At 71.5% G+C, this 12804-nt stretch carries 14 protein-coding genes; 8 read left to right on the top strand and 6 right to left on the bottom strand.

Going from position 1 to position 12804, the window contains the following annotated elements; all coding sequences use genetic code 11:
- Nucleotides 1–677: 677 nt before the first annotated feature.
- Nucleotides 678–1652 (top strand): hypothetical protein, encoded by a 975-nt coding sequence (locus tag ACFVS9_RS31865; RefSeq protein ID WP_389938087.1) that lies wholly within the window; start codon nt 678–680, stop codon nt 1650–1652.
- Between the two features lie 448 nt (nt 1653–2100).
- Here the strand turns inward: ACFVS9_RS31865 and ACFVS9_RS31860 are convergent, their stop codons facing one another.
- The 3 genes from ACFVS9_RS31860 to ACFVS9_RS31850 form a co-directional block, all read right to left on the bottom strand.
- Nucleotides 2101–3165, bottom strand: a complete 1065-nt coding sequence (locus tag ACFVS9_RS31860; RefSeq protein ID WP_389938084.1) for a serine hydrolase domain-containing protein — start codon at nt 3163–3165, stop codon at nt 2101–2103.
- Nucleotides 3166–3705: 540 nt separating this feature from the next.
- On the bottom strand, nt 3706–4161 hold the full coding sequence (locus tag ACFVS9_RS31855) for a hypothetical protein (RefSeq protein ID WP_389938094.1): 456 nt from the start codon (nt 4159–4161) through the stop codon (nt 3706–3708).
- 228 nt (nt 4162–4389) lie between these two features.
- The gene (locus ACFVS9_RS31850) at nt 4390–4683 is read right to left on the bottom strand and encodes a hypothetical protein (protein ID WP_389938081.1); all 294 of its coding nucleotides are present in this window, start codon (nt 4681–4683) and stop codon (nt 4390–4392) included.
- Nucleotides 4684–4960: 277 nt separating this feature from the next.
- On the opposite strand from ACFVS9_RS31850, the gene ACFVS9_RS31845 reads away from it, so the two are divergent.
- The 4 genes from ACFVS9_RS31845 (at nt 4961) to ACFVS9_RS31830 (ending at nt 8056) form a co-directional block, all read left to right on the top strand.
- Nucleotides 4961–5257 carry a DUF6247 family protein gene (locus tag ACFVS9_RS31845; RefSeq protein WP_383114885.1) on the top strand — a complete coding sequence of 99 codons (297 nt, stop codon included), beginning with the start codon at nt 4961–4963 and terminating at the stop codon, nt 5255–5257.
- Nucleotides 5258–5316: 59 nt separating this feature from the next.
- On the top strand, nt 5317–5517 hold the full coding sequence (locus tag ACFVS9_RS31840) for a hypothetical protein (RefSeq protein WP_389938077.1): 201 nt from the start codon (nt 5317–5319) through the stop codon (nt 5515–5517).
- A gap of 514 nt (nt 5518–6031) precedes the next feature.
- Nucleotides 6032–7420 carry a CoA transferase gene (locus ACFVS9_RS31835; RefSeq protein ID WP_389938074.1) on the top strand — a complete coding sequence of 463 codons (1389 nt, stop codon included), beginning with the start codon at nt 6032–6034 and terminating at the stop codon, nt 7418–7420.
- A 195-nt stretch (nt 7421–7615) separates the two neighbouring features.
- Entirely contained in the window at nt 7616–8056 is a 441-nt protein-coding gene (locus tag ACFVS9_RS31830) for a recombinase family protein (RefSeq protein ID WP_389938071.1), read from the top strand.
- Between the two features lie 111 nt (nt 8057–8167).
- Here ACFVS9_RS31830 and ACFVS9_RS31825 read toward each other — a convergent pair whose 3' ends face one another.
- A complete protein-coding gene (locus tag ACFVS9_RS31825; RefSeq protein WP_383114889.1) occupies nt 8168–8377 on the bottom strand; it encodes a hypothetical protein in 210 nt (69 codons plus the stop codon).
- A gap of 242 nt (nt 8378–8619) precedes the next feature.
- The gene (locus tag ACFVS9_RS31820) at nt 8620–9198 is read right to left on the bottom strand and encodes a TetR/AcrR family transcriptional regulator (RefSeq protein WP_389938068.1); all 579 of its coding nucleotides are present in this window, start codon (nt 9196–9198) and stop codon (nt 8620–8622) included.
- 80 nt (nt 9199–9278) lie between these two features.
- Between ACFVS9_RS31820 and ACFVS9_RS31815 the strand changes: the two genes are divergently transcribed.
- Nucleotides 9279–10052, top strand: coding sequence for an oxidoreductase (locus ACFVS9_RS31815; protein WP_389938066.1), 774 nt, complete (start codon nt 9279–9281; stop codon nt 10050–10052).
- A gap of 33 nt (nt 10053–10085) precedes the next feature.
- Nucleotides 10086–10454 carry a VOC family protein gene (locus ACFVS9_RS31810; protein ID WP_389938064.1) on the top strand — a complete coding sequence of 123 codons (369 nt, stop codon included), beginning with the start codon at nt 10086–10088 and terminating at the stop codon, nt 10452–10454.
- Between the two features lie 385 nt (nt 10455–10839).
- On the opposite strand, the gene ACFVS9_RS31805 is transcribed toward ACFVS9_RS31810, so the two are convergent.
- On the bottom strand, nt 10840–11787 hold the full coding sequence (locus ACFVS9_RS31805; RefSeq protein ID WP_389938061.1) for an SDR family NAD(P)-dependent oxidoreductase: 948 nt from the start codon (nt 11785–11787) through the stop codon (nt 10840–10842).
- A 109-nt stretch (nt 11788–11896) separates the two neighbouring features.
- On the opposite strand from ACFVS9_RS31805, the gene ACFVS9_RS31800 reads away from it, so the two are divergent.
- The gene (locus tag ACFVS9_RS31800; protein WP_383114894.1) at nt 11897–12562 is read left to right on the top strand and encodes a TetR/AcrR family transcriptional regulator; all 666 of its coding nucleotides are present in this window, start codon (nt 11897–11899) and stop codon (nt 12560–12562) included.
- Nucleotides 12563–12804 lie beyond the last annotated feature (242 nt).

Genomic DNA, 12804 nt, shown 5'->3' with positions numbered 1-12804 from the left:
GGGGGGGCCGCCCGGTGTGGGACGGCGGCGGGGGGGTGTGGGGGGGGGGGGGGGGCGGGGGTTGGGGGGGGGCGCCGTTTTCCCGGGGCCCCCCGCCCCTCCCTTTCCGGCCCGGGCACGTGACCCGCAGGTCCGTGCTCCGGATGATGAACCGCCGCGAACAGTTGCCGAAGGCCTCCGGAATCCGCCCCCGCCTCCCGTCCCCGGTCCGGTCTTCGCGAGGGAGGCTCGCGCCGGGCGGCCCGGCGGCTCCCGGACCGTCGGCGTCGGCGCGCTCGACCGCCTCGAAGCCGCAGCCTCCTGGCGGGCGGTTCCCGCTCGGGAACTCATCCGTGAACCCGGCGGCTACCGGCTCGCCCAGGAAGTCGTACCGCACGGAGCCAGCTGCTCCCCGAGCCATGGCGGCCGACGTAGCGGAGCGGCACCACGACGCCGGTCCGCCGACCGGGCCGAGGGCGAACATGGCGATACCTGCGGGTGGTTGAGCGGAACACAGACCCCTTGCTCCGTCCCTCGAATCGCACAACCGCTCAACGCAAGGCCCCGACCGCAGGTCAGAGCCTCGCCCTCCCAGCCTGTGTCCGGGCTGGGGCAGAAGGGCCGGAAACCGTCGCGTCACGCGGAGTGTTCAGGGGGAGATACGGGCGGTCGCATGCTCTGAGTAACCAGGGGGTCACGTGAAGTGGGTAGACGCGTTCGCTGACGCGATGAGGGAACTGGAGGCCTTACAGCACCAACTCGCACGGCTGGACGACCCGACGGTCGGGCTCACCGCCCTCCACGGAGAACTCACGCAGAGCCGCCTGAAGACCCTGGAGACCATCCAGGGAGGCGTCACCGGCTTGCGCGAGGAGAACCGGGAAGTACGCCGCCGCCAGGACCGGATGATCACCGACCTCAACGAGACACGCGGCGAGCTACGGCAACTGCTCGGCCTCGCCGACGCTCTTCGCCCGCTGCTTCCGGCCGCCGTCGAGGGCACGAAGACCGCGGACGATCCGTCGGCACCGGCCGAGCGGACCACACCACTGCCGGAGCCCGTCGGAGAGGCCGACCACAACGTTCCCGGGGCCGCCGCAGCACACTCCGCCGTCTCGCCCAGCACCGACTCCCAGGGGGGAACCATGGACAACACCGGGAACCAGGCACCGTCCGCCGCCGGCGGCCAAGCCCAGGACCTCGCGCTCAGGAGCGCCATCGAGGCCGCTTACCGGGGCACGGGCACGTCCGCTGTCCAGCCCTCCACCGCCGCACCTCGTGAGTCCGCCGATGCCCAGGACCCCCGCGTCGCCCACGGGGTCCTGCTGCTGAAAGCCGCCGGAGTGGCCTCCGCAGAACTGATCGCGCACCGCGACACCTGGGAGTGGCTCGCCGCCCTGGCCGTAGGACACTGCCACTTCCGTACCCCGCCGGCCATCGAGGACTTCAAGGAAGGCCGCGTCCGGACCGTCCTGTCCGGACGCTCCCTGATCGCGTTGCTGATCGAGCTGTGGGACACGCGCTCCACCGCCGCACCGCTGGGAGCCGACTGGTCACTGGCCATGACCTCGTACGAGCGCATCGCGGCCGAACTCGCCGACATCGCCGGACAGGGGGAAGTGGTCCGCATCATCCTGGACGACGGCCTCCCCTTCCCGGAGGCCGACGCCTGACCACTCGCCGCACGCCGCCGAGCAGACGGTGGCCGCCAGGACGGATCCGGGCGGCCACCGTCGTGGCGCAGGAGCCTCGCCGAGCGATGCGGAGCACAACGACTGTGTGCGCACCGACCCGGCGCGCACCGACCCAGCGGGCAAAGACCCAGCGGGCAACGACCCGGCGCGCACCGACCCGGCGCGCAACCGGAGGACGGTGGCGTCGGTATCCGCGGTCCTGCCGGAGGCGTTTCGTGTGACGACAGCCGGATGCCCATCGCCTGGGACGGCGGGCGTCGTCCAAGCCCGTTCGCGAGGGACGGTCACCCCGGCCCGGACGCATGACCTTCGTCGTCAGCCGTCCGCCCATGATCGGAGTACCCGTGCCGATCCGTGGTCGTGGTCCTGTCCCGAGCTGCCTCCGACTCCAGGCGGGGACGGTGTCCCGGGGCGCGCGCTGGGCGGCTCACGCCGTGCGGCAGAGGGCGTGGTCGATCAGTTCGCGCAGGGCGTCCTCCTGGCGGGCCGCCGTCGGTGCACCGGCCGGGCGGCTGTGCGCGGAAACGGTGACGGTGCGCCGACCGTCCGTCGTCGTGGCGGCCCGGACGAGGTAGCCGAACCCGCTTCCCCCGTGCCCGAGGTATCCGCCCCCGCAGGACAGCGGGGTGAAGAACAGGCCCAGGCCGTCCCGGGTGCCCGCGGGGTGGCCATGGTCCGGCGGCACCGGGACGGTGGCCCGCATGGCGGCGAGAGCGGCGGGCGTCAGCAGTCGCCCTCGGACCAGGGCTTCGAGGAAGTGGTTGAGGTCGCGGGCGGTTCCGGTCATCGAGCCGTCCGCCCCGCTGTCGAAAGGACGGTAGGGGATCGTGGCGTCGGTCATCGGTCCCTCCTCGGCGAACTGCTGGTAGTTGGCCGCATGCGGCTGCGGGAGGAAGGGCCAGGTGCCGGGGGTGTCCGTGTGCCGCAGACCGAGGGGGCGCAGGATGCGGTCGTGGACCTCTTGTTCCCAGGAGCGGCCGGTGACCTTCTGGATGATCATTCCGGCGAGCACGTAGTTCGTGTTCGAGTACGCCCAGTCGGTTCCCGGTGCGAAGTCCGGCGTGTGCCGCATGGCCATGGCGACCAGTTGATCGGGCCGGTAGGCGTGCCACCGGTTGGTGTAATACGTCTGTGCGCTCGGGTCGGGGAACACGTCGGCCGTGTAGTCGTACAGACCACTGGTGTGGTGCAGCAGATCGCGGACCGAGATGATCCGGCCATCGTTGCCGGCACCGGACACGACCCCGGGCAGCAGCTCCTCCACGGTCTGATCGAGCGTCAGCCGCTGCTCGTCCACCAGTTGCAGGACGACGGTGGCGACGAACGTCTTGGTGATGCTGCCCAGCCGCAGATAGCCCTCCTCCGGAACCGGTCGGCGACTCACCAGATCGCTGACACCGGAGCGCGCCGTGACAGTTCCACTGGGGGTCACCAGGCGGGCCGACACCCCCGTGACCCCGGCGTCGCGCAGTACGTCGGCGTCGCGCTGCAAGGACGGGCCGCCGTCGAGGGAGCGGGAGTTGGCCGCTGAGGCCCCCGCAGTGGGGGGAACCGTCAGGACTGAGGTCAGGAGAGCGGCTGATACCAGTGAGCGGCGAAACATCATGGACCGAAGCTAGGAGTCACAGAGTCCGCCAGCCATCCGGGCCGCCCCCAGATGTACCGGGGGGCTGACCGTATGGACTACAGGTGTCAGCCGACGCGCTGACGGGGCGTACGCCTCCTGCGAAGACCGCGCCTACCCGCGACGCCAGGGAATCCGCCGCACGCTCCCGGGCAGGGCCGACCCGGCGCGCCACCGCAGGAAGCCCGGCTCGCGTGGCAGCGTGCTCGTACCCCTCGTCCAGGAAGCGCTTCGTCCAGGGCTCCCGGCTCGCGCGGTTCGACCCGGCCGACCAACCGCCGGCGCCACGCGGCCGAGTGCGGGAACAACCGACTCAAGGCACACCGCACCGTCGCCACGCGATACGACACACGCCCCGTTCCCCGCGAAGGGACAGCGACAGCGCTCGTCGCAACGGCCGACGAGTGGCTACGACGCGGTCACCCTCGACATCAGATAGGTGTTCCCCGCGTCGGGATCGCCGTAGAAGAAGAACAGCTTCAGCCCATCCCGCTGTGCACGGTCCACGTAGAAATTCCACGCGTACGTGGACGGGGGCTCGGGCGGCGGGGTCTCGCCGGTCGTCGAGGGGAGACGATTCTCGACCTGGGTCCGGGCCGTCAACGCCAGCTTGACCTCCTGTCCACTGTCGTGGTCGGTCAGCTGCCACGTCCCCGTACCGGAGAGGCGCCAGCCGTCCTCGAAGTCGAAGTCCTGGCCGTCGAGTCTCCGGACACGGGCCGTTCCGTCCTCGCGCAAGGCAACGCGCGTGCCCTCGACGTTCTCCCAGACACCGGAGACCTCGGCGCGCGTAGCATCGTGAAGCCCCGTCCCCCCGTAGTACTGGGAGGGGCCGCACGCTGTCAGAACAGTCAAGGCCACCATCGAGCCGCTGAGCGCGGTCCTCCACGCGCGCAGCCTGCGCCTGCTCCCGTCCGCCACGGACCCGCCCCCCTTCGCCCGCACCGGCCGACCGGTAGAAGCGGGCTGTGGACGGTTACTCTGCCAGCCCGACTGAACACGTTCAACTCCGGGGCTCGGGGCTCGGGGCGGGAGGACGGCAGTGCTGTCAGGAGATACGGCAGTGATGCCAAGAGAGTCAGGGACGGTTGCTCAGTTCGCCTCGCCGCTCCGCGGCAGGGGTTCCTCCGGTGGAGGCTTCCCGTCGCTCTCCGCCGCAGGGCCGGTCGAACGGTAGCGCCCCATGCCGGCAAGGATCACAACGGCTCCCAGAGGAGCCATCCCGAAGAGCACGGGGAGGTCCCTGCCGAACCTGCCGATGAGGAAGGCCAGACCGGCAAGGGCGAGGATCAGCAGGGGACGCCTGATGACGTGACGGCCCACGACGGACATGCGACGCCGTACCCCGTGAGCTTCGTTGAGCCGTGTCCAGTCGGACGGTGACATGACATCAGGGTAGTTCGTACGCCGGCCGTCGCCCGGGCAGGACGAACTCGGGCCGGTGACGCACTGTTCCAGAGGCGTGCGTGCGCCACCGGCCGGGCAGCGCAGACGGTTCGCCGCCCCACGGCGGCGCCGGCCCCCGTCGGCCGCGCCGACCGGGAAGCCGCTCGTCGGCCTGACGGCGGTGGCAGCACGGAGCATCTCGCCGAGGAGCGCTGAACCCTTCAACTGCCGGCCGCGAGACGGCTACCGTGGTGGCACCACCAGCATGGAGGACCCGATGAGCGCGCAGCCCGAGGAAGCACCCGTACCGCCGGCCCCGGCCGCCGCGGCTCAACTGCTCCAGGAGCTGCGTGCCGACCGCCGGGCCGGTGCGTGGGTGCCCGCGTTCGAGCAGGACTGGGCCCGCGCCCTGGACGACGCCCGTCACAGCTACAGCCTCGCCCCGCTGCACGGCGTGGTGGATGCCTGGCGGGCACGGCTGGCCGCCGCGCCGGCGGTGGACGCGTTCCTCGCCGGCGGGTGCGACGACTCCGACGGGACCGGCCTGGACCAGGTCCTCGGTGCCCGCCGGTGACCGACCTGCCACCCTGGCCTCCGCGCCTGTCGCCCCAGGCCGTCGGCACCGTTGGTGAGTTGCCCGACCACGCGTGCGAGATCCTCCGGGACGTCCTGGACATAGCGGGCCGCGACCCGTGGTCGTTCCCGCCCTTCGACTCCCGTGACCCCGAAGGTGAGGACGTCCGGGCCGCCTCGGTCGGACAGCTCACCGCCGTCTACTGGGTCAACCGCCCGGCCGGGCGCCTGTACGTGGTGGATGTCGTCTGGCTCGGCTGAACCCGACCAGCACCGGCGACCGCCACCGGTTTCAGGGGCCGGGACGGTTCAGGCCCGCGTTCCTGAGCCACGGCGGAGGCGGGATCACGACCATGCCCGAGCCATGACCGGGTCGATACGGGCCGCTGTACGGAGCCGGCCACAGCGCATCGAGCCGGTCAGGTGGCCGGGCCGCAGGTACGACGAGTGGGGCGAGGCCCATCGGACCGGTTGCTGGTCCACGTGGCGGGAGGCTCGTCGGACGGGTTGCTGGGCGGCTCGTCGGACGGGGGTTGCTCATGGATGGCCGGAGGCCCGCTGGATGGATTGCTCGCGGACGTGGCGGGGGTTCCATCGGACGGGCCGCTCGTGGACGTGGCGGGCGGCTCGTCGCACGGGTCGCTGTTCGACGCGGCGGGGTGGCCCGGCCCGTGAGAACCCGGGCCGTCTCGTGGCACCGAGTAGTGCGTCGGCGAGGACCTGGGGCCATGACGCAACCCTTCCCATAGGTGGCACTCAGTGCCACAGTGGGGTCATGGATTCTCCAATCATCTCGGGGGCCTCCCAGGCTTGGGCGGCACTGGGTGCCGATTCTTCGCTGCTCGACCGGGTGTCCTACGGCGGTCCGTCCGGAGGGCTGCCGGCGCGGCTGCCCGTCATGGAGCTGGCGCGGGCCACCGTCGCGGTGTGCTCGCTCGCGGCCGCCGAGCTCACTTCCGTACGCACGGGGCGCCCCGTGCCCCGTGTGCGGGTCGATGACGAGGCAGTCGCGGCGGCGTTCCTCAGCGACCGGTTGGTGCGGGTCGACGGACAAGGGTGGTCGACCTTCTCGCCGCTGTCCCGGTTCTGGCGGGCGACCGACGGATGGGTTCGTACGCACGCCAACTACCCGCACCACCGGGCCCGATTGCTCTCCGCTCTCGGGGTGCCGGGAGACGTCGTCGAGGAGGCGGTGGACGCGGTGGCCCAGGCGATCGCGGGGCTTACCGCGCTGGAAGTGGAGGAGACCGTGTACGCGGCGGGCGGTTTGGCCGTCGCGGCACGCAGCCCCGAGGACTGGGCCAAGAGCGAGCAGGGGGTCATGGTCGCGGGGCAGCCGCTGCTGACGACGGCGCGCATCGATGATGCCCCGGATCGGATGCCCGGAGGTGCCGCACTACCGTGCGCGGGGCTGCGCGTTCTGGATCTGACCCGAGTGCTGGCCGGACCGGTCGCCACCAGAACGCTTGCGTTGCTCGGAGCTGACGTGCTGCGGATCGACGCTCCACAGCTGCCGGAAAGTCAGGAGGCTCACAACGACACAGGGATGGGGAAACGCTCGACCACCCTGAACCTGGGGGAGGCCACCGACCGTAGGCTCTTCGAGGAACTGCTCGATGCGGCAGACGTGGTAGTCACCGGTTACCGGCCGGGCGCGCTGGAACGGTTCGAATTGACGCCCGAGGCGCTCGCCGAACACCGCCCAGGGCTCGTGATCGCCCAGCTCTCCGCGTGGGGCCGTTACGGGCCGTGGCGCGAGCGGCGCGGCTTTGACAGCCTGGTCCAGGTGGCCACCGGCATCGCCGAGCTGGAGGGCTCGCCGGACTCGCCCGGTACTCTGCCCGCTCAGGCGCTCGACCACGGCACCGGCTATCTGCTCGCGGCCGGTGTCCTGCGAGCGCTCACCGAGCAGCACCGCACGGGCGGCACCCGGCTGGTCCGCCTCGCGCTGACGCAGACCGCGCACTGGCTGGTCCACGACCTGGCACTCGCTCCGGGCGAGGACGAGGGCTTCGACGCCGAACGCTGGCTGACCGAGACCGACAGTCCCATGGGCCGACTGCGGCACGCGCTGCCGCCGGTGTCGTACGAAGGGGGCCCGGTGAACTGGGCACGTCCGCCGGGTCTATGGGGAACGGATGCCCCGGTCTGGGGCGGTGCCTGACGCATACCTTCGGGGCGTGCGCCCGTCACACCAACGCAGTCGTGTCACGGCCGCCGGGAGTCGGACGGCCATGACACCGAGTCGCCCCTCACGGCACCGCACGGAGGCGTGGCAGGAGTCGGCCGGCGGCATCGGCGTCACTCCTGGCTCCTGCCCCGGAGCGAACAAGCGCGTCTCCGTTCCTCCGGCGTCGCCGTGACCCTCGTCGTCCGCGAGCACAAGCGGCTCGGCCGTGGCAACAAACTCTCGATGCTCGCCGAAGAGTTGAAGGCCGGCGACGTCGGGCTGGAATTCCTGACCGGGGAGCTGAAGGGCTCGCACGACCCCTCCGGGATCGTGTTCACCGTGTTGGCGGCCATGTCCGGGACGGAGCGCGAGTACATCCGCGACCGCACCCTTGAAGGCCACGAATCCGCCCGCAAGCGCGGCAAGACCATCGGCGGCGCGGGTGTCACCGACGAGGACATGCTGTCCATGGCCCTGTACCTGCGTGACCAGGAGATGAGCCTGCGCGACATCGCCAAGCGGCTCGTCGTCACCACCGGCACGAAGAGGGGCCAGCACCCCTCACCCGCCACCGTCATGCGGATGCTGCGCGAGCACGACGAGAAGGCCGCCACGGTGGCCAGCGTGTGATCACCCGCTGCCTTGCGGCTGATGTCCGAGCCAGGACACCGGGGCCGGCAGGGCGGGGTACGAGCCGCGGCCCGGAGACGCGTGCCGCTGGGCCCGGGCAGGGGACATCCCTCAGGCGGCCTGGTAGTGGTGTGCCCTGCCGCCCCGCCACTCCACCCAGCCGGTGTCGTCGAGGAGCCGCTCGGTATCCGGGAGTCCGGCACGGCGGAGGAATTCCTCGACGTCGCGGTCGTCGTGGGCGAGGCCGACGATCTGTCCGTTGATGGTGACTCGTCGGCCGCCGGTGGGGGAGGGGCGGTGGATGACTATCGGCGCGCTCATGGTTCCAGCCTGCGACGCGCGGCCGGTCACGGCACCCCGGGCGCCACCACGTCCGGGGCGGTTCGGCCGGTGGGCGCGGTGGGCGGGAACACGGCGAACGTATCCGCTCGCCCTCGCCGGAGCCGGGTGAGGACGTCGCACGGGAGGGGGCAGCCGCAACGGCCGGGACCTGACCGGCGAGGCGCGGCACCTGGCGCCCGACCCGGCACCCGCCCACCTCGCCCAGGCCCCGTCCCTCCGCCTCAGGCTGCCCGCGGGGCGCCGTGGCGCAGGCCGTCGAAAAGGAGGCCGGTGATCTGCCGGGCCTCGATCAGCCAGCCCTCCGTGGCCCGCATTCCGCAGATGCCGCCCAAGGCGCGCAGCAGTGTGGAGCCGGTGACGTCGGCGCGGACGGTGCCCGCCGCGCTGCCGGCTTCGAGCAGCAGGGAGAGGGCGTCCGCCATACGCGTCCGCGCCGTGTCGAAGACCGGTGAATCCGTCGCCATGATGCTCTCCAGGACGGCGGACATCCCCTTGCCCACCGCCGCGTGATCCACGAGCAGCAGCAGGAAGCGCCGCAGCGCCTCCTCCGGGGGGTACTGGTCCAGCAGGTCGCGGGGCGCGGCACAGAGGGCGTCGACCTCCTTGCGGTAGACCTCCTCGATCAGTGCTTCGCGGGTTTCGAAATGGCGGTAGAGCGTTCCGACGGCGACTCCGGCGCTGCGGGCGATGTCTTCCACGTGCGCGTCGGCGTCGCCGCCGAGGAACGCCTGGCGGGCCGCGGACAGCAGGGCCTCGCGGTTGCGCCGCGCGTCGGCGCGCAACGGGCGTGATGACGGCAAGGAGACCTCCATAAGGTGAGTCTGGTTCCGTTTATGTGTATGGTTTCCGGAGTCCGGTTCATCTTACGGAGGGGATTCCTGTGCCCATCACGGACGACGGCCTCGGCGGCCTGCGCGTACTGATAACCGGTGGTAGCCGGGGCCTGGGTGCGGCCGCCGCACGCCGCTTCGTCGCCTCCGGCGCGACCGTGCTGACGGCCTCCCGCACTCGGCCCCAGGACGACAGCGGCGCCACCTTCATCGCGGCGGATCTCTCGACCCAGGAGGGCGCGGCCGAACTCGGCCGCCGGGTCATCGAACACGTGGGCGGCGTGGACGTGCTCGTGAACAACGCGGGCGCGGCGAGCGCCCCCGCACCGACCCTGGGGCGGTCGGACGAATCCTGGCAGGCGGACCTGGAGATGAACCTCCTCAGCGCCGTGCGCCTGGACCGGGCCCTGGTGCCGGGAATGGTCGAGCGGGGCTCCGGTGTCGTCGTGCACGTCTCCTCGATCGCCAGCCAACTTCCCCAGCGCACGGAGGCGTCCTACGCCGCCGCCAAGGCCGCGCTCAACACCTACAGTCGCGAACTGGCGACCGAGGTCGGCGAGCACGGGGTGCGTGTGGTGTGCGTCCTCCCCGGCTTCGTCGTCACCGACGGCGCCACCGCACACCTCCAGCACATGGCAGACCAGCAGGGCGTCACCACCAGGGAGGTCACGGAGCAGATCATGCGTCACCTGAAGGTCCCCATGGGCCGTCCCGGGGACCCCGAGGACGTCGCGGAGATGATCGCCTTCCTCGCCTCCAGCCGTGCGAAGTGGCTCACCGGAGCGCAGTTCCGTGTCGACGGCGGCATCGTCCCGACCGTCTGAGCAACCACCGACCATCAGAACAGGACACTCCCGATGCCCATCACCCTGGCCTCCGTGATCATCGACGCCGCTGACGTCGAGACGGAGAGTTCCTTCTGGCACCAGCTGCTCGGCGGCTCGCTCGCCCGCACGCCGACCCACCACTTCGTCCAGGCCCCCGGCCTCCCGGTGATCGTCATCCAGTCGGCCCCCGGACACATCGCCCCGAACTGGCCGGACGGCACCCCCCAGCAGATGCACCTCGACTTCAACGTCGGCGACCTCGCGACCGCCGACCGCACAGCCGTCGAAGCCGGCGCCGACCGGCTGCGGCCCACGGACGAGATCACCCCGCCGCCGCGCACCGGCAGCTGCGTCTACGCCAGCCCGGCCGGACACCCCTTCTGCCTGCGCTCGGCCTGAGACCCGCCGGTGACCACCGGGTACGGGGAGGCGCGTACCCGGCGGGCAGCCCGGGGCCATCCTCAAGTCCGGGGGCTCCCGCGAACGCCCGGCCGACGCACCCTCATGACCGGCTGTCAGCCGTCGCTGTGACGGGTGATCAACGGCACTGCTGGCTCTACTGGTTGTCGCGCCGGAGAGCTGTACACAGGAGCGTTGCTGCCGGGGCGGCACCGGGGAGCCGCAGTGCGCGCACATCGGCGCGGCGGCCCCGCCGGTCACATCACCCCGTACCCCCGTACCCCCGTACCCCCGTCACCCGTCACCAGAGGGATGGGGCCCCTCGCCGGTCCAGGCAGCGCTCGCGTGCGCCGCGGCGCGTGGGTGTGCCTTCTGCCGGCGCGGGCTACGCCGTGACGGCCGGTCCGTGGGGAAGGGGGCTCCGCTCGGACGGGGCGGAAGGGAACGTGACGCCGGTCAGCTCTTCGGAGACCGCCCACAGCCGCTGCTGGACGGCCACCTCGTACGACTCCGCGCTGGAGGTGACCAGCCGGGGGTGGCCCTTGATCTCGTTGCGTCCGCCGGGACCGTAGTACTGGCCGCCGAGCGCGGCGGGGTCGGTGGCGGCGCGCAGGGTCGGCAGCGCTCCCATCGCCGGCGTCTGGGTGAACAGCGGCGCGAACCAGGTGAGCGGAAGCCGGAGGGCCGCGGGGGCGTTGCGGGTGAGTTCGGTGCTGGACATGCCGGGGTGCGCGGCCGTCGCGACGGTCGTGCCGTGCGGGGCGAGCCGGCGCTGCAACTCGTAGGTGAACATCAGGTTGGCCAGCTTCGACTGTCCGTAGGCGGCGGCCCGGCCGTACGACGCCTCCCACTGCAGGTCGTCGAAGTGGATCGCGGCCCGGATGCGGTGGCCGGTGCTGCTGACCGTCACCACGCGCGAGCCGGGCACCGGCAGCATCAGGTCCAGGAGCAGCCCCGTGAGCGCGAAATGGCCGAGGTGGTTGGTGCCGAACTGCATCTCGAAGCCGTCCCGGGTGGTCTGCTTCGGGGTGTACATGACGCCTGCGTTGTTGACCAGCAGGTCGATCCGGTCGAGCCGGGACCGCAGCGCCGCCGCCGCGGTCCGGACGGAGTCGAGCGAGGTCAGGTCCAGCGCCTGCACGGTCACGTCGCCGGTCATGCGGGCCGCGGCCTGCTCGCCCTTCCCGGCGTCGCGCACGGCGAGTACGACGGACGCGCCGCGTTCGGCGAGCGCCTTGGCGGTCTCGTAGCCCAGTCCGGTGTTGGCGCCGGTCACCACGGCCACCCGTCCGTGCTGGTCCGGAATATTCGCCGTCGTCCACTTCTCGCCCATGCCAGGCTCCCAACTGATTAACATACCGGAGGTACCTTACGTCGGGAACGTTAAAGTACTTCCGGTACGTTGTCAACGTACCGAAGGTACCTAAGTTAGGCTGGTGATCGTGACTTTCCAGCGGGCACGGACCGAGGAGCAGCGGGAGATCCGCCGGCAGGCGATCCTCGACACGGCGTCGGCGATGCTCGACGAGATGCCCGTGGCCGCGGTCACCCTGAACGAGCTCAGCCGCCGGGTGGGCCTGGCGAAGCCGAACGTGCTGCGTTACTTCGAGTCCCGCGAGGCAGTGCTGCTGGAACTGCTGGACCGCTTCCTGCGGGAGTGGCTGACGGAACTGGCGGACGAGCTGACCGCCGGCATCGACGAGGACCTGCCCATGGCCGAGCGAGCGACAGGCGTGGCCGAGATCCTCAGCCGCTCACTCTCCGGCCGGGCGGTGATGTGCGACCTCTTCGGCGCGCAGGGAAGCGTCCTGGAGCACAACGTCTCCGTCGAGGTCGTGGCGCGCTACAAGCGCGCCTCCCTGGAACGCCTGACGACCATGACCGCGCTGATCCGGACGCACCTGCCGGAGCTGGGCGGGAACGCGACGCTGTTCAGCCTCCAGACCATGGTCATGGCGGGCGCGCTGCCCGCGTACAGCACACCCCCGCCCAGCCTTCGGGCGGCCTACGAGGCCGAACCCGACCTGGCACGGCTCCACCTGGAGCTGAACGACTACTTGAGGCAGGCACTGACCGCGACCCTCCTGGGTGTGCTGCCCCGCCGCTGACCCGCCCGCACGGCACCGACGCGCACCACGAGCCTCTGGGTGCCCCACGTTCGGCCGGCGGGGAGAGCGGGGCGCCCAGGCGTACGTGGAAGGCGGGACGCCGGCGGCCCGTGCCCGATCCGAGCAGTCGGAACGGGAATCCCGTCACCACCTCGGCGAACGGCCGGGCGGGCGAGACCCGGAGCGGTCGGCCGTCCTCATGTGTCGGCGATCACCCGCACGTTCATGCCGTGGGGTCCGTG

Origin of the sequence: Streptomyces sp. NPDC058008 (assembly GCF_042886395.1) — a bacterium.
Classification (GTDB): Bacteria; Actinomycetota; Actinomycetes; order Streptomycetales; family Streptomycetaceae; genus Streptomyces.
The sequence above is the reverse complement of the archived record's forward strand: the minus strand, read 5'-3'. Positions and strand labels throughout refer to the sequence as shown.